Source organism: Vogesella mureinivorans (assembly GCF_007644035.1).
In the GTDB taxonomy this organism is placed as follows: domain Bacteria; phylum Pseudomonadota; class Gammaproteobacteria; order Burkholderiales; family Chromobacteriaceae; genus Vogesella; species Vogesella mureinivorans.
In genome coordinates this window covers 15,655-40,228 of record NZ_VMTV02000291.1, presented here as the reverse complement: position 1 = coordinate 40,228, position 24,574 = coordinate 15,655, and the positions used below count along the sequence as shown (strand labels likewise).

At 63.7% G+C, this 24,574-nt stretch carries 22 protein-coding genes; 7 read left to right on the top strand and 15 right to left on the bottom strand.

Annotation, left to right across the window (positions count from 1 at the left end; all coding sequences use genetic code 11):
- Positions 1–42: 42 nt before the first annotated feature.
- Positions 43–1,263: an EAL domain-containing response regulator gene (locus FLQ44_RS08550; protein WP_147694022.1), complete on the bottom strand. Its 1,221-nt coding sequence runs from the start codon at positions 1,261–1,263 to the stop codon at positions 43–45.
- Between the two features lie 135 nt (positions 1,264–1,398).
- On the opposite strand from FLQ44_RS08550, the gene FLQ44_RS08545 reads away from it, so the two are divergent.
- A complete protein-coding gene (locus tag FLQ44_RS08545) occupies positions 1,399–1,941 on the top strand; it encodes a hypothetical protein (RefSeq protein WP_147694021.1) in 543 nt (180 codons plus the stop codon).
- A 94-nt stretch (positions 1,942–2,035) separates the two neighbouring features.
- Here FLQ44_RS08545 and FLQ44_RS08540 read toward each other — a convergent pair whose 3' ends face one another.
- The 7 genes from FLQ44_RS08540 to trkA form a co-directional block, all read right to left on the bottom strand.
- Positions 2,036–3,154: a PrpF domain-containing protein gene (locus FLQ44_RS08540; protein ID WP_147694020.1), complete on the bottom strand. Its 1,119-nt coding sequence runs from the start codon at positions 3,152–3,154 to the stop codon at positions 2,036–2,038.
- Positions 3,151–4,377, bottom strand: a complete 1,227-nt coding sequence (locus tag FLQ44_RS08535) for a multifunctional CCA addition/repair protein (protein ID WP_147694019.1) — start codon at positions 4,375–4,377, stop codon at positions 3,151–3,153. Before FLQ44_RS08535 ends, FLQ44_RS08540 begins: the two co-directional genes overlap by 4 nt.
- Positions 4,377–5,315, bottom strand: a complete 939-nt coding sequence (locus tag FLQ44_RS08530) for a complex I NDUFA9 subunit family protein (RefSeq protein ID WP_147694018.1) — start codon at positions 5,313–5,315, stop codon at positions 4,377–4,379. Before FLQ44_RS08530 ends, FLQ44_RS08535 begins: the two co-directional genes overlap by 1 nt.
- Positions 5,316–5,383: 68 nt before the next feature.
- A complete protein-coding gene (locus FLQ44_RS08525) occupies positions 5,384–7,213 on the bottom strand; it encodes a lytic transglycosylase domain-containing protein (protein WP_170252886.1) in 1,830 nt (609 codons plus the stop codon).
- Positions 7,214–7,215: 2 nt separating this feature from the next.
- Positions 7,216–8,670 carry a TrkH family potassium uptake protein gene (locus FLQ44_RS08520; protein ID WP_147694016.1) on the bottom strand — a complete coding sequence of 485 codons (1,455 nt, stop codon included), beginning with the start codon at positions 8,668–8,670 and terminating at the stop codon, positions 7,216–7,218.
- Positions 8,667–9,059, bottom strand: a complete 393-nt coding sequence (gloA2, locus tag FLQ44_RS08515; RefSeq protein WP_206208768.1) for an SMU1112c/YaeR family gloxylase I-like metalloprotein — start codon at positions 9,057–9,059, stop codon at positions 8,667–8,669. The genes FLQ44_RS08520 and gloA2 overlap by 4 nt, the downstream gene beginning before the upstream one ends.
- Before the next feature lie 2 nt (positions 9,060–9,061).
- Positions 9,062–10,432 (bottom strand): Trk system potassium transporter TrkA, encoded by a 1,371-nt coding sequence (trkA, locus tag FLQ44_RS08510; protein ID WP_147694015.1) that lies wholly within the window; start codon positions 10,430–10,432, stop codon positions 9,062–9,064.
- 291 nt (positions 10,433–10,723) lie between these two features.
- Between trkA and FLQ44_RS08505 the strand changes: the two genes are divergently transcribed.
- Positions 10,724–12,025: a PAS domain-containing sensor histidine kinase gene (locus FLQ44_RS08505; RefSeq protein ID WP_147694014.1), complete on the top strand. Its 1,302-nt coding sequence runs from the start codon at positions 10,724–10,726 to the stop codon at positions 12,023–12,025.
- Positions 12,026–12,029: 4 nt separating this feature from the next.
- Here FLQ44_RS08505 and ccoS read toward each other — a convergent pair whose 3' ends face one another.
- Together ccoS and FLQ44_RS08495 are read right to left on the bottom strand one after the other, a co-directional pair.
- Positions 12,030–12,203 (bottom strand): cbb3-type cytochrome oxidase assembly protein CcoS, encoded by a 174-nt coding sequence (gene ccoS / locus FLQ44_RS08500; RefSeq protein WP_147687931.1) that lies wholly within the window; start codon positions 12,201–12,203, stop codon positions 12,030–12,032.
- A complete protein-coding gene (locus tag FLQ44_RS08495; protein ID WP_147694013.1) occupies positions 12,203–14,638 on the bottom strand; it encodes a heavy metal translocating P-type ATPase in 2,436 nt (811 codons plus the stop codon). Before FLQ44_RS08495 ends, ccoS begins: the two co-directional genes overlap by 1 nt.
- 51 nt (positions 14,639–14,689) lie before the next feature.
- Between FLQ44_RS08495 and FLQ44_RS08490 the strand changes: the two genes are divergently transcribed.
- Positions 14,690–15,679 carry an NAD(P)H-quinone oxidoreductase gene (locus FLQ44_RS08490; RefSeq protein WP_147694012.1) on the top strand — a complete coding sequence of 330 codons (990 nt, stop codon included), beginning with the start codon at positions 14,690–14,692 and terminating at the stop codon, positions 15,677–15,679.
- 191 nt (positions 15,680–15,870) lie between these two features.
- Positions 15,871–16,491: a hypothetical protein gene (locus FLQ44_RS08485; RefSeq protein WP_147694011.1), complete on the top strand. Its 621-nt coding sequence runs from the start codon at positions 15,871–15,873 to the stop codon at positions 16,489–16,491.
- A gap of 132 nt (positions 16,492–16,623) precedes the next feature.
- Here the strand turns inward: FLQ44_RS08485 and tyrS are convergent, their stop codons facing one another.
- Positions 16,624–17,898, bottom strand: a complete 1,275-nt coding sequence (gene tyrS, locus FLQ44_RS08480) for a tyrosine--tRNA ligase (protein WP_147694010.1) — start codon at positions 17,896–17,898, stop codon at positions 16,624–16,626.
- 201 nt (positions 17,899–18,099) lie between these two features.
- On the opposite strand from tyrS, the gene FLQ44_RS08475 reads away from it, so the two are divergent.
- Both FLQ44_RS08475 and pyk read left to right on the top strand, forming a co-directional pair.
- Positions 18,100–18,750 carry a cytochrome b/b6 domain-containing protein gene (locus tag FLQ44_RS08475; protein ID WP_147694009.1) on the top strand — a complete coding sequence of 217 codons (651 nt, stop codon included), beginning with the start codon at positions 18,100–18,102 and terminating at the stop codon, positions 18,748–18,750.
- Between the two features lie 239 nt (positions 18,751–18,989).
- The gene (gene pyk / locus FLQ44_RS08470) at positions 18,990–20,414 is read left to right on the top strand and encodes a pyruvate kinase (protein ID WP_147694008.1); all 1,425 of its coding nucleotides are present in this window, start codon (positions 18,990–18,992) and stop codon (positions 20,412–20,414) included.
- A 254-nt stretch (positions 20,415–20,668) separates the two neighbouring features.
- Here pyk and FLQ44_RS08465 read toward each other — a convergent pair whose 3' ends face one another.
- The 4 genes from FLQ44_RS08465 to FLQ44_RS08450 all read right to left on the bottom strand — a co-directional run bounded on the left by FLQ44_RS08465 (position 20,669) and on the right by FLQ44_RS08450 (position 24,081).
- Complete coding sequence (locus FLQ44_RS08465; RefSeq protein ID WP_147694007.1) at positions 20,669–21,037, bottom strand: hypothetical protein; 369 nt, start codon at positions 21,035–21,037, stop codon at positions 20,669–20,671.
- A gap of 232 nt (positions 21,038–21,269) precedes the next feature.
- Positions 21,270–22,577 (bottom strand): HipA domain-containing protein, encoded by a 1,308-nt coding sequence (locus FLQ44_RS08460; RefSeq protein ID WP_147694006.1) that lies wholly within the window; start codon positions 22,575–22,577, stop codon positions 21,270–21,272.
- Positions 22,574–22,840, bottom strand: coding sequence for a helix-turn-helix domain-containing protein (locus FLQ44_RS08455; RefSeq protein WP_147694005.1), 267 nt, complete (start codon positions 22,838–22,840; stop codon positions 22,574–22,576). Before FLQ44_RS08455 ends, FLQ44_RS08460 begins: the two co-directional genes overlap by 4 nt.
- 458 nt (positions 22,841–23,298) lie before the next feature.
- Complete coding sequence (locus FLQ44_RS08450) at positions 23,299–24,081, bottom strand: XRE family transcriptional regulator (RefSeq protein WP_147694004.1); 783 nt, start codon at positions 24,079–24,081, stop codon at positions 23,299–23,301.
- 140 nt (positions 24,082–24,221) lie between these two features.
- Between FLQ44_RS08450 and FLQ44_RS08445 the strand changes: the two genes are divergently transcribed.
- The gene (locus tag FLQ44_RS08445) at positions 24,222–24,527 is read left to right on the top strand and encodes a helix-turn-helix domain-containing protein (RefSeq protein WP_147694003.1); all 306 of its coding nucleotides are present in this window, start codon (positions 24,222–24,224) and stop codon (positions 24,525–24,527) included.
- Positions 24,528–24,574 lie beyond the last annotated feature (47 nt).

The window sequence follows — 24,574 nt, the reverse complement described above, 5'->3', positions numbered from 1 at the left end:
CTTGCCACACACCTCTGAAACGGCCTGCGGGCCGTTTTGTTTTTATGCGCTATCGAGACCGTGCTGGCAGGCGGGTTCAGGTGCGGATGGCCGGGCGCTGGTGTAGGCCAGGTGCGCGGACAGCTCGCCGGGTGCCACCGGGCGGCCCAGATAAAAGCCCTGCAGCTGCAGCTCGGGGTAGCGGCCTTGCAGGTAAGCCAGGTCGTGCGGGTTGTCTATGCCCTCGGCCACCATGCGCAATTTCAGCTGCCGCCCTATCTGGATGATGCCGTCCAGAATGCTTTGCGTGCGGTTTGCCTGATGAATGTTCTTGATCAGTGTGCGGTCCAGCTTCAGCTCGGTAATCGGCAGGTCTTTCAGCTGCTCCAGGTTGGTATGCCCGGCGCCAAAATCATCCAGTGACAGCTCGAAGCCGCGCATGCGCAAGCGTAGCAAGGCGGCCAGGGTGTTGCCCAGGTTGCTGAAGGCCATGGTCTCGGTAATTTCCAGCACGATTTGCCAGGGCGGTATCTGCCGTTCTTGTACTTCTTTGATCAGCCAGTCGAAAAATTCGGCGTCATCCAGTAGCCCGCGTGACAGGTTGATCGATAGCCGCAGGTCTTGTGCCCAGGGGTTGCGCGTCAGCAAGTCCAGGCTGGTTTGTACGATGCGCCGGGTCAGCAGCACGATAAAACCCTCGTGCTCCAGCCTGTCTATGAAACTGGCCGGGCCCAGCAGGCCGTAGGCCGGGTGTTGCCAGCGTGCCAGCGCCTCTATCTGCACCGCACGCTGCGCTTGCTGGCTGTAAATCGGCTGGTAGTGCGCGCAAAACTGGTTGTGGGCCAAGCCGGTAAAAATTTCGGATAGTGGTATCGCCTGCTCGTACACTTCTGGGCGCTGGCGGCGCAGTAGCAACCGTTTTATCTCTTGCAGCAGGGTAGGCACGCCGACCGGTTTGGCCAGGCAGGCCACATTGGCAAAGCCCAGTGCTTCGGCAGCACGCATGCAGTTGGACAGCAGCTCCGGCACATGGCCGCTGAGCAAAAGCAGGGACGGTAGGTGGACATGGCGGGATAGCTGCTGCATCAGCGCTATGCCATCCATGCCTGGCATATTGATATCGGTGATCACCAGGTCTAGCTGTTCCAGCTGGCGTGCCAGCTGCGCTGCCCCGCAGCCATCCGGTGCTTCATGTACCTCAACGTCTGGCAGGGTGCGGCACAGCGCGGCCAGGGCCTCGCGCTGGCTGCTACTGTCTTCGGCAATGAGGATATGGCAAGGCATGGCAGTCCCCTTTGATAACCCATTTAGTATAAGCACCAGACATTGAAATTCACATAAATTCTATATGCATGCCTTTGTTTTGCCGGGTAGTTGAGCACTTATGGCACAATGGCGGCAGTTCAAGAAAGGCAAAACATGAAGAAACAGGCCATCCAGCAGGCCATTGACCAGGCCTTGGCGCAGGGTAAAAGCAAGCAGGCCATCTACAACGAGCTGCAAGCCAGTGCGGCCAACCCAGGCCAATTGGCCTATTTGCTGGCTGCTACGGCTACCCCGGCAAGGCGGCAGCAGCATCAGGTCAAGAACCACACGCTGATTGCCGTGATGATGGGTTTTTCCTTGCTATCACTTGGGGTGGGCTACCAGAGTGGCCAGCTCTTGGGTGGGCAGAGTAGCGTATGGATGGCACTGTTTTCTGCGCTGGTGCCGGCAGCCTTTGCGGCGGGTTTCTCACGCTGGATGGCCGCGGCGTTCAATGTGTACATCCTGTATGCGCTTATCCAGATCCCGCAGTTGGTGTCGCAGCTGCCAAGCGGCGGCTGGGCGGTGGTGCAGGGGGCAATGACCTTGCTGACCTTGCTGCTGACCTGGCATGTGCGCAGCCTGGCTTTCCCCGACTTTAACCCCATGGCCATGCCACGGCGTGATGCCCAGGGCCAGTTTGTGTTCCGCGACTAGCCTGCGGTACACCGTGTAGCTGCCCGGCGTGGCAGCCGTACCAAAAAGCCCCTGTACCTGGCCGTGTACAGGGGCTTTTCATGTGGCGGCTTGTTTAAGGCTGCTGGGGTATGTACAGCGTGCCCTGCATTAGCGGCCGGGCGTGGCGGGTCATGGCGACTTCTTCTACCTTCCAGCTACGGCCGTGGCGCTGCATGGTGGCTTCCAGTGTCTGGCTGCCGCTGGCGTGGGCAAAGGTGAAAGGTTGGCCGCGTACCGGGGCGCCGCACAGCTCGGCGGCCAGGGTGTTTTTGATGGCTGCTGCTGCTGCCAGCGCAATGGCACCCGTGCCGGTATAGGCGTGGTGCAGGCGGCCCATGGACACGATGCGGGCGGTCAGGGCGCAGCCGGGCTGGCTGGCCGGGGACAGAAAGCTGATCTTGGGCGTGGCCGGGCGTTCGCGGTGGATGGTGTCGGCGTCTGGCCCCAGCTTCATCATCACTGCACCGGCGCAGCGCGCCCATTCCAGCTTCTGCTGCTGTTCCGCGCTCAGGGCTTGGCCGGTTTCGTCGCCGCGCAGGCCCAGGTCGGCTGCCTGCACAAAGACCGTGGGGTTGCCGGCGTCGATCAGCGTGGCCTCCAGCGTGCTGCCGTCCGGCAGGGTAAGGGTGTCGCGCGGCCTGCCGGTAGGAAACAGCTTGCCGCTGGCGCCACCAGCCGGGTCCAGAAAACGCACGCGGATGGCGGCGGCGGGGAAGGCGATACCATCCAGGCGGTAGTCGCCCCACCAGACCGGCATGCCGTCCTGCATATGCAGCTCGGCAATGATCTTTTTGCCGATATTGGCCTGCCAGATATGCACGGCCACCGGGCCGTTGGCCGGGGCATCGGCCACCATGTGCTGCATCAGCGCAAAGACTGGCACCGCGGCGCTAAGGTTGCCGCAATTGCCGGACCAGTCCACCAGCCCGTCGGCGATGGCAACATGGCCGAACAGGTAATCCACATGGCAGCCAGGCTGTTGCGATGGGCCGATGATGACGATCTTGCTGGTGCTGGAAATGCCGGTGCCCAGGCCGTCCAGCTGGCTGCCGTACGGGTCCGGGCTGCCCAGGGCGCGTACCAGCAGCGCCTGTACCTGTGCCGGGCTGTCGGGTAGCTGGTCGGCGCGAAAGAACAAGCCCTTGCTGGTGCCGCCACGCATCAGCGTGGCGGGTAAGGTGGTGAAGTTCATGCGGGGTGGGGGTAGGTTTTTTTGGCCTGGGTGATGGCGGCCACGCGGGCGGCATCGACCGCTTGGGCGATGTTTTTCTTGTCGGTGCAGGCTTGTGCCACCGCACCGGCGTCTACTGCCTGCGCGGCGGCCAGCATGGCGGCCAGATAGTCGGCTTGCGGGTAGTCGCACTGCTCGAAATGCAGGCGGCCGCGGGCGTCGGCCAGGCAGGCGGCCAGCATCTGGGCAAAGCGTTCCGGGCGGCGCAGGGCATCGCAGTCGCGCAGCAGGCCCAGTACGGTGTCCGGGCGCAGCTGGAAGGCGGTGTGGACCTTGGTGTGGTACAGCGCGGTGATGCGCGCTAGGTCACGGCACTCGGCCGGTACGCGCAGCCTTTCGCATAGCGCCAGCAGCGGGGCCTCGCCACGCGGCTCGTGGCCGATATGGCGCGGCAGGATATCGGCTGGCGTGCGCGCCTTGCCCAGGTCGTGCATCAGCGCGGCAAAGCGCACCGGCAGCGGCTGGTTCTGGCTGGCGCTGTAGTCCAGCACCCGCATCACGTGGTCGCCGGTGTCGATTTCCGGGTGGTAGTCGGCGCGTTGCGGCACTCCGAACAGCGCGTCTACCTCGGGCAGCAAGCGCGCCAGCGCGCCGCAGTCACGCAGTACCAGCAGCATGCGCGACGGGGTGTCGGTCATCAGGCCCTTGGCCAGCTCCTGCCACACGCGCTCGGCCACCAGTGCGTCTACTTCGCCATTGGCCACCATCTGCTGCATCAGCGCCTGCGTTTCCGGCGCCACGGCAAAGCCGAAGCGGGCGGCAAAGCGCGCCAGGCGCAGGATGCGCACCGGGTCTTCGGCAAAGGCCGGGCTCACGTGGCGCAGCACGCCGGCCTGCACGTCGGCCACGCCGCCGTAGGGGTCGATCAGCGTGCCGTCGTCGTCCTGGGCAATGGCGTTGACGGTGAGGTCGCGGCGGATCAGGTCTTCTTCCAGCGTGACATCTGGCGCCGCATGAAAGGTAAAGCCGTGGTAGCCGCGGCCAACCTTGCGCTCGGTACGCGCCAGCGCGTACTCCTCGTGCGTGTGCGGGTGCAGGAACACCGGAAAGTCTTTGCCTACCGGCTTGAAACCGCGCGCCAGCATGGTTTCCGGCGTGGCGCCGACCACCACCCAGTCACGGTCTTTTACCGGCAGGCCCAGCAGGCGGTCGCGTACCGCACCGCCAACGATGTAGCACTTCATCAGCGGGCGGCCTTGGCGCGGTAGTGGTCGCGGGTCAGGTTGATTTCTTGCTGGCCCAGGTAAAGCGGCGCGATGGCTTCCAGCGCCGCGGGGCTAAAGCCCAGTTCGGCAGACGGGAAGGGCTGGTCGCTGATGTTATCCACCCGCAGCGAGCGCACATTGTCGGCGCTCAGTAGCGCGGGGCCGGGTAGCAGGCCCAATAGCGTGGCCTGCAGCATGGCTGCCCACTCCGGCAGGCCAATAATGGTACGCGGGTGGCCGGACAGGTTGGCCGCATAGGCGACCAGCTGGCGTAGCGTGTAGATGCCGGGGCCGGCCAGATCCAGCTTGTGGCCAATGGTGGCCGGGCGCGCCAGGCAGGCGGCCACGGCGCGGGCCACGTCGTCTACCCACACCGGGGCAAAGCGGGTGTCGGCACCGCCTATGGGCAGCAGCGGGGCGGTGGCGGCCAGCTTGGCAAACATATTGAGGAAGTTATCGCCAGCGCCAAAAATGACCGACGGGCGCAGGATGGTGTAGTCCAGCCCGCTGGCTTCGATCAGGCGCTCGGCCTTGCCTTTGGTTTGCTGATAGTCGCTGGGGGCCTGCTCGCTGGCGCCCAGGGCGCTGATGTGTACCAGGCGGCGAATGCCCGTGCTGTGGCAGGCGCTGATGATTTTTTCCACCAGCTGTACGTGCGCGTGTTCGAACGCGGCGCGGCTACCGTGCAGGATGCCTACCATGCTGATCACGGCGTCGTGGCCGGCCAGCAGTGCGGCCAACTGTTGTGGCTCGTGTACATTGCATTCGCGCAGCTCGGCTTGCGGCAGCGGGATCAGCGTGGCCTTGTGGCGCTCGCGGTTACGGGTGGCCAGCGTGAGCGCATGGCCTGCGCGGGTGAGGTGCTCGGCGATGTGGCTGCCGACAAAGCCGGCGCCGCCGATAATGGCTATGTTCATTTTCCACTCCCTGATAATGGGTGCAGGCGTGCACGGGTGGCACGCCTGCCTTGAAGCGCTATCGCCATCTAGCGCGGCGGTATGGTGCCCAGGCGGGCTTTCAGCGTGGCGTTATCCTGGCGGAATGCCCCGGCATAATACACCGCGTTGGCCATCACTTTCTGTACGTAGTCGCGCGTTTCGTTAAACGGGATGCTTTCGGTATAGATGGCGCCTTCCAGCGGGCGGGCGGCCTGCCAGCCCCGTGCGCGGCCTGGCCCTGCATTATAGGCGGCGGTGGCCAGTACCGGCTGGCTGTGCAGGGTGTCCAGCACGTGGCGCAGATACCAGGTGCCCAGGCGGATATTGTCGTCGATGTCGTTGATCTGGTAGCCGGGCATGCCCAGCTTGCCGGCCACCCATTTGGCGGTGGCTGGCATCAGCTGCATTAGCCCGCTGGCGCCTACACCGGATCGTGCCACGTTCAGAAAGCGGCTTTCCTGGCGGATCAGGCCATACACCCAGGCCTCATCGATATCCAGCTGCCGCGCGTAGCTGCGTGTGGTGTCACGGTAAGGGGACAGGTAGCGCAGGCTGAAGTCGTGGCTTTCGCGGGTACGCTCTGCCGCGAGGATGGCCATATCGTACAGGCCGCGCTGGCGGGCGATGTCGGCCGCAGCCAGTAGCTGCAGGTCGCTGCGCTCGCGCAGAGCCCAGCGCCATACGCGGCGGCCTTCTTCGCGCCATTCGCTACGGTTGCTGCGCTCGGCCAGCTCAAACAGGGCCAGCGCCTGGGCGATGGCGGGGTCGTTGCTGACGGCTTTTTGTGTGGCGTCGTCGACAACGACGCGGGTAGGTGGCGCTTCCAGCGTCACGCCCAGCTCTTCTTTGGCCAGCAGGCCGTAGTAGCTGTGCTCGAAGCTGGTTTTAACCAATACCGGCATGGCTTCCTGCATGCGGCCCTGGGCTTTCATGGCACGGGCACGCCAGTACTGCCAGGCGGGTTTGGCCGCCAGGGTGTCGGGCATGACGCGGGTGATCTGCTCTACCCGTGCCCAGTCTTCCTGGCGCAGGGCGGCGCGCAGCCACCATTCCCACTGATCGTCGTTGAGCTGAGCCGGGTCGGCCTGGGCGTAGGCCCCCAGTGCGGTGGGCATGTCCAGGCGGCGGGCGGCCACCAGGCCCAGCTGGCCGTAGGCAAAGCCGCGTTGTGCGGCAGACAGCTGGCTGTTGCCGGATAGCTGTGCCAGCGCGCCGGCCAGGTCGCTCTTGCCGCGTGTTATCAGCGCCTGGGTTTGTTGCTCGGCACTGCCGGGGCGGAAGAAGCTGTCTTCCAGGTTGGCCGCTGTGGCCAGCCGGCGGGCGGTGGTGGTGAAGTTGCCGGCAATCAGTAGCCGCAGCCGTGCTTGGGTCTGGGCACTATCCAGCATGCCGCGTGCCGCCTGGGCATCGATCAGCCGGTTGCAGCCATCGGCCAGGTTGCCTGCCAGGTAGCTGCGGTCGGGCTTGATGCTTTGCTGTTTTTGCAGCGTAGCCAGGCTGACAAAACACACGGTTTCGGCATCGCGGGCATTGTCGGCCAGCACCGGGGCGGTTTTGAGCAGGTCGTCCCATTGGCCGCGGCGGCCCATGTCTTCCAGCAGCTCGTTGAGGGTGCGCTCCACCAGGTAGCCGCTGCGGTAGCGGTTCACAAACTGGCGGGCGGGGTTGCTGTCGCCGCTTTCCAGTGTCTTCAGGCCCAGCCAGTAGGCCGGGTAGGCGTCCAGCAGGCCTTTGTCTGCCTGGCTGGCCAGCGTGGCCAGGGTGGCGGTGTCGCCTTTGCGGTAGGCTTCGCGTGCGTCGAACAGCTGGCTGTCGCCCAGAGCGTGGCTCAGTAGCGGAATCAGGGCGAAACCCAGCAGGGAGTAGCGTTTTTGCATGGTCATTTTCGCCAGAAAGCAGGTGTAAACAGAATCAGGATGGAAAAAATCTCCAGCCGGCCCAATAGCATGGCAAAGCTGCAGACCCAGGTCTGGAAGTTATCAAGCGCCGCGTAGTTGCTAGCCGGCCCTACCTGGCCCAAGCCTGGCCCCACATTGTTGATGCAGGCCAGAATGGCGGTGAAGGCGGTCAGGAAGTCCAGACCGCTGCCGATCAGGACAAAGCTCAGCAGCACCACGCTCATGAAATACACAAAGATGAAACCCAGCACCGACAGTGCAATGCGCTCCGGGATGGTGCGCCCGCCGATGACTAGTGGAAGGACTGCGCGCGGGTGCAGCAGGTTCCCCATTTCGCGGTAGCTCTGGCGGGTAAGCACCAGGGTACGGATCATCTTGATGCCGCCACCGCACGAGCCGGAGCTGACGGTGATGCAGGACAAGAACAGCATCCATAGTGGTACCAGCAGGGGCCATTGCGCGTAGTCCACGCTGGCGTAGCCGGTATCGGTGGCGATGGATACCAGGTTGAACGCCACGTGGCGCAGCGCCGTGCCAAAGTCGTACACCCCCTGCCACCACAGGTACAGGCTGGTCAGCAGCACGCTGGCCGCCAGCAGGCCCAGCACGTAGCGCGCCTCGATATCGTGCCAGTAGCTGCGCAGCGATTTGCGCTGCCACGCCGTAAAGTGGGTGGCAAAGTTCAGCGCCCCCAGCAGCATGAACACAATCAGGATGCTCTCGATCAGTAGCGAGTCAAAGTAGCCCACGCTCTGGTCGTAGGTAGAAAAGCCACCCAGCGCCACCGCGGTAAAGGCGTGGCACAGCGCATCCAGCGGCGTCATGCCGGCCAGGTACAGGCACACAAAGCACACCACGGTCAGCGCGCTGTACATATACCACAGGTTTTTGGCGGTCTGGCCGATGCGCGGTGCCAGCTTGGTTTCCTTCATCGGGCCCGGGATCTCGGCCTTGTACAGCTGCATGCCGCCAATACCCAGCATGGGCAGCACTGCCACGGCCAGCACGATAATGCCCATGCCGCCCAGCCAGCTTAGAAAGTGCCGCCAGAAGTTCATGGCCGGAGCCAGGTGTTCCAGCCCCTGCAGCGTGGTGGCACCGGTGGTGGTCAGCGCCGACATGGCCTCGAAAAACGCGTCGGTCACGCTGAGATTGGGCAGGTACAGCCATAGCGGTACGGCCGACATGGCGGTAAAGCCCAGCCACAGCAGCGTAACCAGAATAAAGCCGTCACGCGGCTTGAGCTCGCGCTCGAAGCGGCGCGTGGCCAGCCAGCTGCTGCTGCCTATCACCAGCCCCGCCGCGGCAGAGTGCAGAAAATGCCGCCAGGTGCCGTCCTGGAAATACCACGACACGGCACAGGGCACCAGAAACATCACTGCCGACAGCAGGATGAGCTTGGACAGCACATGGATGATGGGTAGTAGTTTGTTCATGCTGGCACTTCGTATAGCTCGATGGGCAGGCCATCCGGGTCGGCCAGGAAAGTAAAGCGGCGATCGGTGTACTCGTCCACGCGTACCGGCTCGCACACCACGCCCAGGCTAGCCAGGCGGGCGATGTCGGCGTCCAGGCTGGTGGTGGCCAGTGCCAGGTGGCGCAGGCCGCAGGCCTCGGGGCGGCTGGGGCGCGCTGGCGGGCTGGGGAAACTGAACAGCTCGATCTCGCAGCCGTCTGGCAGCGCCAGGTTCAACTTCCACGAGTCGCGCTCGGCACGGTAGTGCTCGGACACCAGGGTAAAGCCCAGGGTGTGCAGATAGAAGTCGCGCGAGCGCGCATAGTTGGCCGCAATAATGGCCACATGGTGAATGCCGCGTATGGCCATGGCTAGAAGAACCCCAGTTTTACTTGTGTCAGTTTTTCGATTTGTTTTACGCGGTGCCTGCCGTGCACAAAGATGATCAGGTGGTCTTCGGCCTGCAGCACAGTATCGTGGTGTGCCATCAGCACCTGGCCATCGCGCAGGACGGCGCAGATATTGCAACCACGCGGCAGGTCCAGCGCATCGATGCGGCGGCCAACCATGCGCGAGTTGTGGCGGTCGCCATGGATGATCACTTCCAGCACTTCGGCACGGCCGCGGCGTACCGGGTGCGCCGCTACCACGTCGCCACGGCGCAGGTGCGCCAGAATGGAGCCGATGGTGGACAGGTAGGGCGAGATGACGATATCGATGCGGTTGCCTTCCAGCAGGTCGACATAGCTGGCGCGGTTCACCAGCGCCATCACGCGGCGGGCGCCCATGCGCTTGGCCAGCAGCGTGGACATCAGGTTGTCTTCGTCGTCGTTGGTCAGCGCGCAGAAAGCGTCCATCTCGTCGATGTTTTCTTCCTCCAGCAGCGCCTCGTCGGTGGCCTCGCCGTGCAGCACCAGCGCATGCGGCAGGTTTTCGGCCAGCCAGCGCGCGCGCTCGGCGCGGTATTCGATGATCTTGACTTCGTAGTCGTCGGCCAGCAGCCCGGCCAGGCGGTAGCCGATATTGCCGCCACCGGCAATCATTACCCGTTTTACCGGTTTTTCACTCGGTCGCAGCTCGGCCAGCATGGTGGGAATATCGGCGCGCGCGGCCACAAAAAACACCTCGTCGCCTTCCTGGATTACCGTACTGCCATCGGGCTGCACCAGGCGGTCGTCGCGATAGATGGCGCAAATGCGGCAGTCGGTGTCCGGCATGTCTTCGCGCAGCTGGCGCAGTGGTTTGCCCAGCAGCTTGCCGCCTTGCTGCGCGCGCGACACCACCAGCTGGGCGCGGCCTTCGGCAAAATCGATAACCTGCAGTGCACGCGGGTACTGCAGCAGGCGCTTCAGGTTCTGGGTCACGATCTGCTCCGGGCAGATGGCGTGCTCTACGCCAAACTGCTCCAGCACCGGCAGGTCGCCGTCTACGTAGTCGGTCGCGCGGATACGGGCAATGCGGGTGGGAATATTGAAGTGGCGCTGCGCCAGCGCACAGGCCAGCAGGTTGGTTTCGTCGCTACGGGTGAGCGCCAGCAGCATTTCTGCCTCGTCGGCGCCGGCCTGGCGCAGCACGCCGGGCAGGGCGGCATTGCCGGTGACGGTGCGGATATCCAGCCGCGCTTGCAGCACCTTCAGCAGGTTCGGGTCTTGGTCTACCACGGTGATGTCGTTGCCTTCATCTACCAGGTTTTCGGCGACGCTGGCGCCTACCTGGCCGCAGCCCAGGATCAGTATTTTCATGTGGAAGTATGGGCTGGCCGGCAGCCGGTGTCGGAATGCCGGCTATTTTACGCTGTATCAAGCGTGCATATCGAGCCTGGCGGGCGGCTTTTGTTGCCGGTGAAAAGTACAGCGCCATGCCTGGGCCAAGCATGAGAGGGCAATGGCGGCATGCTTATGGGGGGCTGTTTGCCCAAAATGGTGAACCGGCACAAGGCGCTACCCTTATTGCGTACAAGCCGCATGGCATAATGCTGTGTTGCCCTGTATGGGCGTTTCTGTTTGCCTGTGCGTGTCGGAAAGGCCCGGATCATGCTGGTTCTTGTGCTTGTTTGCCTGTTTTTTGTCTGCCTGGGTTTGCTGCTTGCCGTGCTATGGCAGCGGCGGCGCATGCGGGCCATACAGTTGGCTGCAGCCAGCCAGCGCCAGGCGCTGCAGGATTTTCTGGCCGTGGCCAGTGACTGGTTCTGGGAGCTGGACGCCGATGGCCGCATTGTGCGCTGCTCTGCCGCGCTACAGCCTTTGCTGGGCTTTGCCCCGGCGTCGCTATACGGGCTGCACTGGACTGCCCTGCAAGCGGTGCAGGGCTCGCCCGATAGTAGCGAGCGTCTGGCCGCGCTGTTTGCCGCCGGGCAGCCGTTTCGCCAGCAGGTGTTCTTGCTGCAATGCCCCGATGGCGTGCAGCGTCATATCTCGCTTAGCGCTATGCCATGGCACGATGCCACCGGCCGGCTGGGTGGCTACCGTGGTACCGGGCGCGATGTATCGGACAGCCAGCAGCTGGCGGCGGCACTGCGCCAGGGGCATGCTGATATGGGGCAGTCGCTGGCCGAGCAGGCTCTGGCGCTGATCGATGCCAAACTGTTGGCCGAGCACGCTTGCCAGGCCAAAAACCGGCTGCTGGCCAATGTGTCGCACGAGCTGCTTACCCCGCTGCACGGCATGCTGAATTTTGCCGAGATGGCCAGGCTGAAACTGGCGCGCGGTGATACGCAGCGCGTAGCGGCCCATTTGGCGGCCATTAGCGAGAGCGGGCAGCGCCTGGCCTATCAGCTGAACGGCTTGATCGACCTGGCGGCGCTGGATGCGGGGCGGCGGCCATTTCACTGGCAAAGCCTGAACCTGCGCCTGCTGGTGGAAGACTGCGTGGCGCAGCACGAGCTGGTGTTGCAACAGCATGGCCTGCGGGTGCACATCAGCAGCCACCCTTTGCCGCGGCTGGTGGCAGATCACGGCAGCCTGCTGCAGCTGCTGGGCCACCTGTTGAGTAACGCCATCCGTTTTTCGCCACCAGGCGGGGTCATCGATATCCAGATCAGCCGGCTGGAAAGCTGCCTGCAGCTGAGCGTGCAAGACCAGGGCCCCGGTGTGCCAGCTGCCGAGGCGCAGCGGATATTCGAAGCGTTCGAGATGGGCAGCCAGGGGCAGGGTAGTGGCCATGCCGGGCTGGGGCTGGCCATTTGCCAGCGTATTGCCGTGGCACACGGCGGGCAGATTGGCCTGCAGCCGGGCGGGCAGGGTGCCTGCTTTGTCTTGCAGCTGCCTTTTGTTGCCGGCCAGCCCATGGCCGCGCTGCCCGCTGCCGGGCCAGCTGGCGAGCGGGTGGCGGGCTAGTTTGTCAGTCTGGCTGCTTCGGCTTGTCTTGCGGGCTGTCGTCGTCGTCCATCAGGATGCGGTGGGCCGGGCCTTCCAGGTCGTCAAACTGGCCGGAGCGGGTAGACCACCAGAACAGCAGACCGATAAAGAACACCAGCACGATGCTCATGGGGATCAACAGGTACAGGCTTTCCATTACTTACTCCGTTTGGTCAGGCGCAGTGCGTTGCTCACTACCAGCAGCGAGCTGAGCGCCATGCCCAGGCTGGCGAGCCAGGGCGTGACCCAGCCGGCCATGGCCAGCGGCAGGGCCACCAGATTGTACACCGCGGCCCAGGCCAGGTTCTGGCGGATGATGTACATGCTGCGCGCCGCCAGCGCCAGTGCTTGTGGCAGGCGGCCCAGCTCGTCGCCCATCAGCACCATGTCGCCACTGGCGCGGGCCACGTCGGTACCGCCGCCCATGGCCAGCGATACATCGGCGCGCGCCAGCACCGGCGCGTCGTTCACGCCATCCCCCACCATCAGTACACGGGCGCCGCCTTGCTGCAGGCTGCCTACGTAAGCCAGCTTGTCTTCCGGCGTGGCAGCAGCGCGGTAGTGGGCGATGTGCAGCTGGCTGGCCAGGCTGGCGACTGCGGCCTCTGCATCGCCAGACAGCAAATGCACGCGCAGGCCGCGTGCCTGCAGTGCGCTAATCAGCGCCGCGCTGTCTTCGCGTACCTGGTCGCCTATGGCAAATACCGCGGCCACACCGCGCGCATCGCCCAGCGCAATGATGGTGGCGCTGTCGGGCAGGGCCGCGGGCAGGCTGATGCTGCCAGACAGCCCGGCCACAAAGGCCGGGCGGCCCAGGCGCCAGCGCTGGCCGGCGATGTCGGCCTCCACGCCCTGGCCAGGCTGGTTGCTACGTTGGCCGCAAGCAGGTAGTGCGGTGCCTTCGGCGGCCTGTAGCAGGGCGCGGGCGATAGGGTGCTCGGAGCCTTGCTCCAGCGCGGCGGCGATGGCTAGCGCCTGGCCCGCGTCCGGGTGGCTAAAGCCATGGCTGGCCAGCAGCTGCATGCGCCCGTGGGTGAGGGTGCCGGTTTTGTCGAATACCACATCGCTGATGCGCGCCAGTGTTTCCAGCGCGTGGCCACGGGTAGTCAGAATGCCCAGCTGCGCCATGTGGCCGGTGGCGGCGGTGAGCGCCGCCGGGGTGGCCAGTGACAGCGCGCACGGGCACGACACCACCAGCACGGCCACCGTTACCCACAGCGCGTGCTCCTGGCTACCCGCCAGGCTCCAGCCGATATAGGTGGCGGCTGCGGCCAACAGCAGTATGGTGACAAACCACACGGCGTAGCGGTCGGCCAGCTCGGCCAGGCGCGGTTTTTCCGCCAGCGCCTGGTCCATCAGCCGTACGATGCCGGCCAGGCGGGTGTCGCTGCCGGTGCGGCTCAGGCGTAGCAGCAGCGGGCTGGCCTGGTTCACGCTGCCGGCAATCACGCTGTCGCCCGCCTGTTTGCCAATCGGCGTGCTTTCGCCGGTTAGCAGCGCTTCGTCCACGCTGCTTGCGCCTTCCAGAATGTCGCCGTCGCAGGGGATGGTCTCGCCCGGTTTTACCAGTACCACGTCGCCCACCGCCAGCTGGCTGACGGCCACCTCCTGCTGGGTTTGATCCTGCGGCCAAGCTGGCACCGCGTGGGCAAAGGCCGGTATCAGCTTTACCAGTTTTTCGGTGGCCTCGCCGGTTTTGCGCCGCGCCATGCTTTCCAGGTAGCGCCCGCCCAGCAGCAGGAAGATGAACATCGACACCGAATCAAAATACACACCGTGCTCTACCTTGTTCAGCAGCGCCCACAGGCTGGCGAAGAAGGCGGTGAGGATGCCGATGGTCACCGGCGTATCCATGCCGACGCGGCCGCGCTTCATGTCGCGCCAGGTGCCGCGGTAAAACGGTATGGCCGAGTACAGCACCACTGGCAGCGTGAGCACAAAGCTGGACCAGTGCAGCATCCACAGCCACTGGCTTTCGATCTCGCCATCCGGTGCCATGTACACCGGGTAGGCGTACATCATCACCTGCATCATGGACAGGCCGGCTACCCATAGGCGGTTCAGCGCCGTCTTGCGCTCTTTCTGGTGTAGCGCTTCCTGGCGCGAGGCATCGTAGGGGTGGGCGCGGTAGCCAATGGCGCTGATGGCTTCCAGAATCTGGCTAAGCCGCAGCTGGCGGGTATCCCAGCGCACGCGGGCGCGGTGGGTGGCGTAGTTGATGTCTACCGACAGCACGCCCGGCAGCTGGCGCACGTGGTGTTCGTTCAGCCACACGCAGGCCGCGCAGGTAATGCCTTCCAGCATCAGCGAGGCTTCGCGGATGTGCTCGTCTTCTACATGCACAAAGCTGTGCTGCAGCGCCTCGTTATCGTACAGCTGCATCTGCTGCAGCAGCTCGGCCGGTACCGGCTCGGCCTGGCGCTGCTCGGCGGTGCGGTGCTCGTAGTAGTCGGCCAGGCCGCTGTCGATAATGGTCTGCGCTACCGCCTGGCAGCCGGCGCAGCAGGCTTGTTCGGTGCGTTCGCGATAGCGGATAGGAAAAGCTTGCCCGTCGGGGATGGGCAGGCTGCAGTGAAAGCAGGTCGGGTTCATGGCGTGCTATTGTAGTGCAAGAGATGCTACTTGTTTTGCCGAGGGTCAATCATGTCCATGCTGCACGTTACACAAGCCGCCCCGGGCGGCGCCGAGACTCTGGAAATTACCTTTGCCGAAAAGCCGCAGCCGGCGCCCGGCCAGCTGCGCGTGCGCGTGCTGGCGGCGGGTATCAACCGTGCCGATATCGTGCAGCGCCAGGGCCACTACCCGCCACCCAAGGGCGCGTCGCCGGTGCTGGGGCTGGAAATTGCCGGCATGGTGGACGCGGTCAACGGCCCGTCGCGCTTTCAGGAAGGTGATGCGGTATTCGGCCTGGTAGCCGGCGGTGCCTATGCCGAGTACGCGCTGCTCGATAGCAGCGCCGCGCTGCCCAAGCCGGACCTGATGAGCTGGGCCGAGGCCGCCAGCCTGCCCGAGGCGTGGATGACCGCCTGGTTCAACCTGGTAGACATCGCCGCGCTGCAGCCGGGCGAAACGGTGCTGGTGCACGCCGGTGCCAGCGGCGTGGGTGCCGCCGCCATCCAGCTGGCCAGCCTGCTGGGCGCCCGCGTGGTGGCCAGCGCCAGCAGCGAAGAAAAACGCCAGTTTTGCCGCAGCCTGGGCGCGGCCGAGGTCATCGACAGCCGCCAGCCCGGCTTTGCGGCCAACCTTAAAGCACAAGGCGGGGTAGACGTGGTGCTGGACCCGGTAGGCGCCGCGCTGTTCGACGACAATATCGCTGCGCTCAAGCCGGATGGCCGCCTGGTGGTGATCGGCATCATGGGCGGCAGCAGCGCCACGCTGAACCTGGGCCTGCTGCTGGTCAAACGGCTGCGCCTGCTGGGCTCTACGCTGCGCAGCCAGCCGGAGGCGGTGAAGGCAAGGTTGGCCGCAGCGCTGGAGGCCGAGGTGCTGCCCGCACTGGCCGACGGCCGCGCCCGTATTACGCTGGATAGCGTCTACCCGCTGGCCGCCGTGGCCGACGCGCACCGCTATGTAGAAGACAACCGCAACCTGGGCAAGGTAGTGCTCAGCCTGCAGCCTGTCATCATGCCGTAATCGTGTTTCGATAATCTGGTTTCAACAGCAAATCGCTTCTGCTGGATGGACCTGGATGGGATGCGGGGGTTGCCTTTGGACGGGCAACCCCTCTTTTTTTGCCCGTCATCCACGCCGGTAGCCTGTGCTAGACTGCGCGCTTGCCAGCGGGGCGCCAGCCGCCCCGCCCAACGAACACGAAAGCCCCACGCATGACTACCGGCAACGAGCCCTGGCGCCACGCCAAAAACCTGCAGCAAACCCTGGACACCCTGCTGGCCGAGGCCATCACCGCCAGCGGCCTGTGCCGCAAGATCGCCGAGCAGCTGCACTCGCAGCAGCAACAGCAGGGCGAGCGCAGCGCGCTGTCCAGCAGCTTTGGTCTGCTGGTGCGCAACAGGAAAAAGAAAGAGTTTATCGGCGGCTGGCTCAATTACCAGATCAGCCTGTCCGGCGACGGCCTGCCGCAGCGCGCAGACGGCCAGCCGTGCGCGCCGGTGCTGCACGTAGCGCACTGGGGCTGCGAGTTTGCCTTTGAATACGATGCCTACGTGGGCTTCCCCGCCAGCCAGTGGCAGCCGTGGCAGCAGCAGGGCGATAGCCTACTGTGGTGGGATGAAAGCGATAGCACATTCGGGCCGGAATGGACCTACACGCTGGATCTGGCGGCCTTGAACAGCGAAGACGCACTGCGCGCCGCCGTGGTGGCCCCCGCGCTGGCGCTACTGGCCGGCAAGCCGGTAGCCGAGGCGCTGCCTGCGGATACACCCGGCCTGCTGCGCTACCACAGCGTGGCGGATGCCAGCGGCGACACCGACCTGCGCGTGCGCTGATCCCTGCCTGCACGATAATGCGGCCAACCTTGCCAGTCAGGGTTGGCCGCAGTGCTTTTACGCGGCCAAAAAGCACAACACCCGGCGCGGGGCCGGGTGTTGTGTCGTGCTGTCAGCGCAGCGCGCTAGTGCTTAGATCCAGCTGATCAGCGTGTGGTTCTTCTTGCCGCGTTTCAGCAGGCTGTACTGGCCAAACAGGCGATCGCTATCGGCTACCTGGTAGTCCAGCGCCTCGATCTTGTTGCCGTTAATGCTCACTGCGCCGCTCTGGATAAAGGTGCGTGCTTCGGACTTGGACTTGGCCAGGCCACCGGCTACCAGCGCGTCGATCAGGCCGGCTTGTGCCAACTCGATCTGCACGCTGGGCATGCCGTCCTGCGCCAGCTGTGCCAGGTCGGATGCGGTCAGGTCGGTGATGCTGCCGCTAAACAGGCTGGCGCTGATGCGCTGTGCCGCGTCTACCGCCGCCTGGCCGTGTACCAGCGCGGTGGCTTGCTCGGCCAGGATGCGCTGTGCCTGTGGCTTGGTGCCGCTGGCTTTGTCCTGTTCTTCGATGGCGTTGATCTCGTCGATGGACAGAAAGGTAAAGTAGCGCAGGAACTTGTACACGTCGGCGTCGGCGGTGTTCAGCCAGAACTGGTAGAACGCGTACGGGCTGGTTTTGCTGGCGTCCAGCCACACCGCGCCGCCTTCGGTCTTGCCAAACTTGGTGCCGTCGGCCTTGGTCACCAGCGGCAGGGTCAGGCCGTATACCTGTTTCTGGTGGATGCGGCGGGTCAGGTCGGTGCCGGCGGTGATATTGCCCCACTGGTCCGAGCCGCCGATTTGCAGCTGGCAACCGTGGCGGCGGTACAGCTCGGCAAAGTCGTAGCCTTGCAGCAGGCTGTAGCTGAATTCGGTGTAGCTGATGCCCTGGTCTTCGCGGCTGATGCGCTGCTGCACCGACTCTTTCTTGATCATCTGGTTTACAGAGAAATGCTTGCCGATATCGCGCAAGAACTCCAGCGCGCCCATGCCGCCAAACCAGTCGTAGTTATTGGCCATGATGGCAGCGTTGTCGCCGTCAAAGCTCAGGAACGGCGATACCTGGCCGCGGATTTTTTCTACCCAGCTGGCAATCACGTCCGGGGTGTTCAGCTTGCGCTCGGTGGCCTTGAAGCTGGGGTCGCCGATCATGCCGGTGGCGCCGCCCACCAGTGCGATAGGCTTGTGGCCAGCCTGCTGGAAGCGCTTCAGCACCAGCACCGGCACAAGGTGGCCCAGGTGCAGGCTGTCGGCGGTGGGGTCGAAGCCGCAATACAGGGTCACGCTTTCCTTGGCCAGCAGTTCTTCGAGGGCAGCCGCGTCGGTTTGTTGTGCAATCAGACCGCGTGCTTGCAGATCCTGGATAAGGGAGGCTTGGGACATCTGTATTGTTCTCCTGAAAGGGTCGGGGCGCAGGCCCCACAGCAAAACAGCAAGTTTACCCGATTTTGCCGTTTTGCTGCGCTGGCACATGGCGGCCAACATTTGTTAAGGAATGCTGCAGCACTTGATACCGCAGTAGGGGTAAAATCGATTTTGCATGAGGACAGCCGGCAGCCAGCCGGCGTTACAGGGAGAGGGTAAATGAGCAATAAAGTAAAAGTATGGGATGTGCCGACCCGTCTGTTTCACTGGACACTACTGGCCATGTTTGTCGGCATGTGGGCATCGGCCGAAAACGGCCTGCTACAGATCCACACCAAGCTGGGGGTGGCCATGCTGGTGCTGGTGGTGTTTCGGGTGCTGTGGGGGTTTGTGGGTAGCCAGAGCGCACGCTTTGCCGACTTTGTGAAGCCAGGCCAGGTGAAAGCCTATCTGCGCGGCGAGGTCAGCGAAAACCAGCAGCCCGGCCACAACCCGCTGGGCGGCCTGATGGTGCTGGCGCTGCTGGGCGCGCTGCTGGTGCAGCTGGGCTTGGGCCTGTTTGCCGCCGATGTGGACAGCTACACCTTCGACGGCCCGCTGGCCAAACTCATCGACAGCAGCCTGGCCGAGCAGGTCACCGAATGGCACGAGCTGTGGTTTAACGTGCTGCTAGGGCTGGTAGGCGTACACGTACTGGCCATTGTGGCTTACCGCAAGCTGAAAAACACCAACCTGGTACCGCCGATGATTACCGGCCATAAAACGCTGGAAGGCGAGGTCAAGCCGCTGCGCTTTGCCCCGGGCTGGCTGGCGGTGGTGGTACTGGCGCTGGCTGCGGCACTGGTACTGGGTGGCCTGTCGCTGGTGTAACAGCGTCCGCCGAAACACAAAAGGCACGCCGCGGCGTGCCTTTTGTTTTGTCTGCCAGGTAGTGTGCGTGCTACGTGGCGATAGCCAGGGTTGGCCGCAGGGTAGGCGGTGGCGGGTGCTGACGGCATTTTTTGCCGCGAATGCAAGCGTAATCTGCCCGCAGGCGGCTTTAACTGTAATCAATTTAGTACATGGCTATTTCGTACCATAATGCAGGCAGAACCCAAGGAGACAACACCATGACCCGTCGTACCAAAATCGTCGCCACCCTCGGCCCTGCGTCCAGTGACCCGCAAACCCTGGAACGCCTGCTGCAGGCCGGGGTAAACGTGGTGCGCCTCAACTTTTCGCACGGCACCGCGCAAGACCACATCGACCGCGCCGCCCTGGTGCGCAGCACGGCAGACAAGCTGGGCATACCGGTGGCCATCATGGTGGACTTGCAAGGGCCCAAGATCCGCGTGGGCAAGTTTGCCAACGGCAAAACCACGCTCACCAACGGCCAGGCCTTTATCCTGGACGCTGAATGCCAGCTGGGCGATGACGCCCGCGTAGGCCTAGACTACAAAGAGCTGCCGGGCGATGTAGAGCCGGGCGCCGTATTGCTGCTGGACGATGGCCGCATCGTGCTGGTGGTAGAAAAAGTACTGGGCAGCCAGATTCACACCAAGGTAAAAGTGGGCGGCGTGCTGTCCAACAACAAAGGCATCAACCGCCAGGGCGGCGGCCTGTCTGCCCCGGCGCTCACCGCCAAAGACATCGACGACATCAAAGTGGCCGCGCAGCTGGAAGCCGACTACGTAGCCGTATCCTTCCCCAAAAACAGCGCCGACCTGTACATGGCGCGCACGCTCATCAACGCGGCCGGCTGTCAGGCACGCATCATCGCCAAGATCGAGCGCTGCGAAGCCATCACCAACCTGGACGACCTGATCAACTCCGCCGACGGCATCATGGTGGCGCGTGGCGACCTGGCCGTAGAAGTGGGTGACGCCGCCGTGCCGGCGCTGCAAAAGCGCATGATCCGCGCCGCGCGCGAGCGCAACAAGCTCACCATCACTGCCACCCAGATGATGGAATCCATGATCAGCAGCCCGGTGCCCACCCGCGCCGAGGTGTCCGACGTAGCCAACGCCGTGCTGGACGGCACCGACGCGGTGATGCTGTCTGCCGAAACCGCCACTGGCCAGTTCCCGGTAGAAACAGTCGAGTCCATGTCCCGCGTGTGCATGGAAGCGGAAAACTCCAGCGACTACCAGCTGGAACGCACCTTCCTCAACCGCGAATTCAGCCGTGTAGACCAATCCATCGCCATGGCCGCGCTGTTTACCGCCAACCACCTGCCCGTGCGCGCGCTGGTGTCGCTCACCCAGACCGGCTCCACCGCGCTGTGGATAAGCCGCGTGAACTGCGGCGTGCCCATCTACGCGCTCACGCCCGAAGTCAGCACCTACCGCCGCCTGGCCATGTACCGCGACGTATTCCCCATGATGCTACCTGCCGCCACCGACCAGAAAAAACTGCTGGCCGCCGCCGAACGCAAGCTGCTGGAACGCGGCCGGGTCGTGCAGGGCGACGTGCTGGTAGTCACCATCGGCGACACCGTGGGCATGATGGGCCACACCAACACCATGAAGATCATCAAGGCAGGCGAATCGCGTTAAGTGATCGCCTGAGGCACCCTTTGTAAGCCATGCGGCCAACTACGGCAGCGGCTGGCGGCCCGCCGCGACACGCAGGGCCAGCTGGCCAGTGCGCTGCTGGCGCAGGGCTAGCGCAGGCCGCGCCGCCGGGCTGGGTGCCGGGCTATGCCAGGCCACGGCTGCCTGCCATAGACAACACCCCTGACCGCTGCCGGCTGTCGGGGGTGTTTTGTTGCAGCGTCCAGCCACGGCGGCACGCCAGGGCGCAGGCTACGCTAGTGGCTGGTGTTGCGGCCAACCTGGCCTGCGGTGTGCTGCGTGGCCGCCACGTCGTCGCCCAGGTACAGCTGCTGCCCGTCGTCCAGCAGGCAGGCGCTGCCAGGGGCCAGCCGGCGCGTACTGCGCAGGCCGTGCCCACGGCTGACAAAAGCGGCGCGGATGGCGGCGTTGCGTGACACCGTGGGGCGGAAACGCGGGTAGCGGGGCGGGGGGTGTCCGTGCTGGAAACAAAGGTCATCTTCTAGCAGCTCGCCGTTGTCGTCAGCATAGGCGCTGCCCATGGAGTGCGGCTTATTCCAGGCGTCGCGATGCTTGTGCCACAGGGCTTGTAGCGGTTGGAGGAGTAGCTTGAGCAGCGGGGGCATGATGGTCTGGTAGCGGGTGGTCGGGTTTACCCGCTTATCCTATATCGAAACCGGGCGCTGGCACACTGCCTGCTGCAGTGGTGGCGATTGGGCAGCGTGCAAGCATTGCACTGCTGTGTGTGGGTGGATGCCGCTGTGCGGGCGTAGGTGGGGGGGCGCAGTGCTCCGCCGTGGTGGCGCCTTGGCTGGTGGCTGGGTGCGGCGCCCGGCCAGCTACCAGCAACGCTCTGGCTCAGGCCAGCTGCTGCGCCATTTCCTTGATAACGGTGTGCAGCAGGGTGCGCAGGCAGCGCGCCTCGCCTGCCTGCGTGGCGGCCAGCTCGGGGCGCACCTGTAGCAGGCGGGCGTTGTCGGCTTCAACCTCGGCGTACAGCGCTTCTGCCTGCTGTACGGCGCGTTTGCGCAGGTTTTCCAGCAGCCGCTCGGCGGTGCCTTTGGCAAGGTTTAACGCCGCACCGGCCTCCAGCAGCAGGCCACGGGTGATGGCCGAAAAGTGCCGCTCGCCCAAGAGTGGCCAGGCCAGCTGCGTGTGCGCCGGCCACCCGGTTTTATCGAAGGCGGCGGTGTCGTAGCTGGCCACACTGAGCAGATCGTAGAGCGGTGCCAGCTGCACGCCCTCATGCGATACCAGAAAACTCAGGTTTTTCAGGTGGGCATCGCTATTGCCTACCAGCACGTTGAATACCAGCCAGCCAAACAGCCGGGGCCGCGCTACCGCCGGGCTACGGCAGGCATTGGCCAGTGCGGCCAGGTTTGGCAGGCTGCCCTGGCTGTATTTGAAGCTGCGGTCCAGCCCCAGTAGCTGGCAGGCGTCTATCACGTGCCGGCGCTGCCAACCCTGGCCGGCAGGCGTGCGGTCAAAGCGGTCTATCAGGTAAACCAGTGATGGTACATAGCGCCGATGCACCTCGGGCACCGCCAGCCCCAGTCGCTTGGCCAGGCGCATCACGAACCATTCGTTGATTACCGAGTGGGGGTAGTCCTCATCCGGGTGGTCCGGCTTCAGGATATGGGTGGAAGGTGTAGCGCCTGCTGGTTCGAACAATGCGTCATCTTGCAGCACTACTGCCAGCTTGTGCTGCGCGCCGGCCAGCGACATGCGTTTGATGGCCGCTTGCGTCAGCGGTGCCTTGGGTAGCTGGCGAATGCGGGCCTCCAGCACCTCGTCCGGCAGAGGTCGCAGCGGTTCTGCTGTGTGTGGCGCGGCATCGGGTGGCAGCAAGGTAACCGACCCGGCCGATTCTGCGCCGTACCAGGCCAGCAGGCCGAAGGCGTCGGCCGCATCCAGCCGGGCATCGCCTGCCAGCAGCAAGCGTTGTCCTTCTTCCGGCAGCAGGTTATCGAAATACCACTGCACTGGGCGCTGGCTCGCGCCATCCAGCAACGGTTCGGCCTGCAGTGGCAGGTGCGGGCTGAGCGCGAAGCACGCCGGCGTGCCCAGCCAGTCGGGCGCGTACTGGAAGCTCCACAGCCCGGCCACCTCTTGCAAGGTGCCCACCGTGGTGTGATTGATCGATGCGTGCAAAGACCGCCCGTTCATGGCTTGCCCTTGTGGTTGGCCGCATCCTGCAGGTAGGTGGCCACGCTTTCGGGGACGTCCACCGTTACGCGAATGCCCAGCCCCTCCAGTACCTGGAACAGCTTGCCCCACTGCACCGTTTCGCCGCCGCGCTCGATCTTGCCAAGAAAATTCTCGCTGACGCCAATGCTGCCAGCGGCATCGTCCTGGCGGATTTTCTGTGCCTTGCGGCTGGCGCGCACTACTTTGCCAATGGCTGCTGCATTATCGATGGGTATCTTCATGATAAATCCTTGCGGTTGTAAGGATTCTGCACTCCGTGCGCGCACTTGGCAACAAATCCTCGCAATTGTGCGGATTTTTGTATTTGCCATCGGCTTTCATGCAAAATCCTTATATTCGTGAGGATTTTTACAATAGTGCTGCAACCACATGGCTGCCATGCTGCACCCGGCCCCTCAGCCTTGTGCAGCTTGCCGCTCGTGACAAGGGTGGTGCGAGACTGTGCCAAAAATCGCGCAACGCTACCCTGTCAGGGCTAATGTGTGGTGTGGCGGAGGTATTGGCATTGACACCGTCGGTGGGATGAGCCGGGATATTGTGGGAAGATCTAGGCTCGGTGCGGCTTTGGCTCTGTAGGGCCATGATGCGCGCCGATGTCATTTTTGCACCGCCAAAGTAAAAGGCCGCAGGGTTTTGCGGCCTTTTTGTCATTCTGCAGCGGCGTCTTTGACACCAGTTTTCATGTTTGTCTGCCATACCACACTACACGGCCGATGACATCGAAGTCAGCTGGCGGGCTATTCAGGTCTACTTCGAAGGTAGGATAGGCGTCGTTGGCGCTGATAACGCGCAGGGTACCACCAGGCAGGCGTTGTACCCGTTTCACGATCAAATCGCCTTCCACCCGTAGCACATACAAGCCACTGGTAGGCTGGTTGTCTGCGGTATTCAGCAGGATCACGTCCTTGTTGTTCAGCACGCCCTCCATTGAATCGCCTTTTACAGAGATCACCGCCAGGTCTGCAGGGTATGCGTGCAGGTAGTTCTCTACCCAATAGCGGCGGAAAGCCATGCTGAACATCGGCGTTTCGTCATCCACCACGGCTCCGTGGCCTGCTGCAGCTTTCAGGTTGTAGCGCGGGATGAACACAAACTCCGACAGATCTACCGGATTGCCACGTGTATCCACCACCGCCTGTGCATTGCCTGCAGAGGCAGCAGCGGGCACGCCGCTGGCCGCCAGCATCGGGCCAGCGCCGAACAGCACCCACTCTGCCGCCAGCCCGTAATGCCTTGCCAGTGCTGACAGCTTGGTTGCGTCCGGCTCACGTTCGCCGGCCTCCCAGGCCTGGAAGGTAGATAGCGAAACGCCCACCACGTTAGCGGCTTCATTTCTTGACACGCCCAGTGCCGTTCTGGCCGACCTGATTCGCTCACCCAGTGCCAGTCGTTCATTTTCAGGTTCAACAATGTAAGTTGAAACCGGTTTTCTGTTGCCTTCCTGCGCTTTAAGGTTGTTCATAGGTGCCTGAAAACAAAAGCATTTCAGCCTGTTTGTGGGTTGTTTGCCACATAACAAACCTGAAAATAAGTTGAAAGCAATTATAGATAACCAATTTTCAGGTACTTTGTATTCACCTAATCACTCCACGAGATAAGGCAATGAATACATTGAGCAACCCAAAAAAAGCCGCCGAAGACTGGCATCGAGCGGACATCGTTGCGGCCCTGCACAAAAAAGGCTGGTCGCTACGTCAGTTATCCAGACACGCGGGTTTGAGTGAAGGCGCACTCAACAACGCCCTCAATCGTCCCTGGCCCAAAGCGGAGCGCATCATCGCTGCCGCCATCGGTACCTCTCCCGAAACGATATGGCCTGCACGTTACGCGAAGCGCCATTTTAAGCCGGTTTTCCCCTCCATGGCGCCTGTCACGGCATCAGTCGTGGCAGCCATGGGTAAATCGTAGTGCGGTGCGCCTGTTCACACCAGCACGCCGTTTCCCGCACACAGGGA

Coding starts and splice junctions, on each gene's coding strand:
- FLQ44_RS08545 (WP_147694021.1), top strand. CDS start 1,399: ATGAAGAAACAGGCCATCCAGCAGGCCATTGACCAGGCCTTGGCGCAG.
- FLQ44_RS08535 (WP_147694019.1), bottom strand. CDS start 4,377: ATGAAGTGCTACATCGTTGGCGGTGCGGTACGCGACCGCCTGCTGGGC.
- FLQ44_RS08550 (WP_147694022.1), bottom strand. CDS start 1,263: ATGCCTTGCCATATCCTCATTGCCGAAGACAGTAGCAGCCAGCGCGAG.
- FLQ44_RS08540 (WP_147694020.1), bottom strand. CDS start 3,154: ATGAACTTCACCACCTTACCCGCCACGCTGATGCGTGGCGGCACCAGC.
- FLQ44_RS08495 (WP_147694013.1), bottom strand. CDS start 14,638: ATGAACCCGACCTGCTTTCACTGCAGCCTGCCCATCCCCGACGGGCAA.
- FLQ44_RS08450 (WP_147694004.1), bottom strand. CDS start 24,081: ATGAACAACCTTAAAGCGCAGGAAGGCAACAGAAAACCGGTTTCAACT.
- FLQ44_RS08455 (WP_147694005.1), bottom strand. CDS start 22,840: ATGAAGATACCCATCGATAATGCAGCAGCCATTGGCAAAGTAGTGCGC.
- FLQ44_RS08485 (WP_147694011.1), top strand. CDS start 15,871: ATGACTACCGGCAACGAGCCCTGGCGCCACGCCAAAAACCTGCAGCAA.
- FLQ44_RS08520 (WP_147694016.1), bottom strand. CDS start 8,670: ATGAACAAACTACTACCCATCATCCATGTGCTGTCCAAGCTCATCCTG.
- gloA2 (WP_206208768.1), bottom strand. CDS start 9,059: ATGGCCATACGCGGCATTCACCATGTGGCCATTATTGCGGCCAACTAT.
- trkA (WP_147694015.1), bottom strand. CDS start 10,432: ATGAAAATACTGATCCTGGGCTGCGGCCAGGTAGGCGCCAGCGTCGCC.
- FLQ44_RS08465 (WP_147694007.1), bottom strand. CDS start 21,037: ATGCCCCCGCTGCTCAAGCTACTCCTCCAACCGCTACAAGCCCTGTGG.
- FLQ44_RS08490 (WP_147694012.1), top strand. CDS start 14,690: ATGTCCATGCTGCACGTTACACAAGCCGCCCCGGGCGGCGCCGAGACT.
- FLQ44_RS08460 (WP_147694006.1), bottom strand. CDS start 22,577: ATGAACGGGCGGTCTTTGCACGCATCGATCAATCACACCACGGTGGGC.
- pyk (WP_147694008.1), top strand. CDS start 18,990: ATGACCCGTCGTACCAAAATCGTCGCCACCCTCGGCCCTGCGTCCAGT.
- FLQ44_RS08530 (WP_147694018.1), bottom strand. CDS start 5,315: ATGAACATAGCCATTATCGGCGGCGCCGGCTTTGTCGGCAGCCACATC.
- FLQ44_RS08525 (WP_170252886.1), bottom strand. CDS start 7,213: ATGCAAAAACGCTACTCCCTGCTGGGTTTCGCCCTGATTCCGCTACTG.
- ccoS (WP_147687931.1), bottom strand. CDS start 12,203: ATGGAAAGCCTGTACCTGTTGATCCCCATGAGCATCGTGCTGGTGTTC.
- tyrS (WP_147694010.1), bottom strand. CDS start 17,898: ATGTCCCAAGCCTCCCTTATCCAGGATCTGCAAGCACGCGGTCTGATT.
- FLQ44_RS08445 (WP_147694003.1), top strand. CDS start 24,222: ATGAATACATTGAGCAACCCAAAAAAAGCCGCCGAAGACTGGCATCGA.
- FLQ44_RS08505 (WP_147694014.1), top strand. CDS start 10,724: ATGCTGGTTCTTGTGCTTGTTTGCCTGTTTTTTGTCTGCCTGGGTTTG.
- FLQ44_RS08475 (WP_147694009.1), top strand. CDS start 18,100: ATGAGCAATAAAGTAAAAGTATGGGATGTGCCGACCCGTCTGTTTCAC.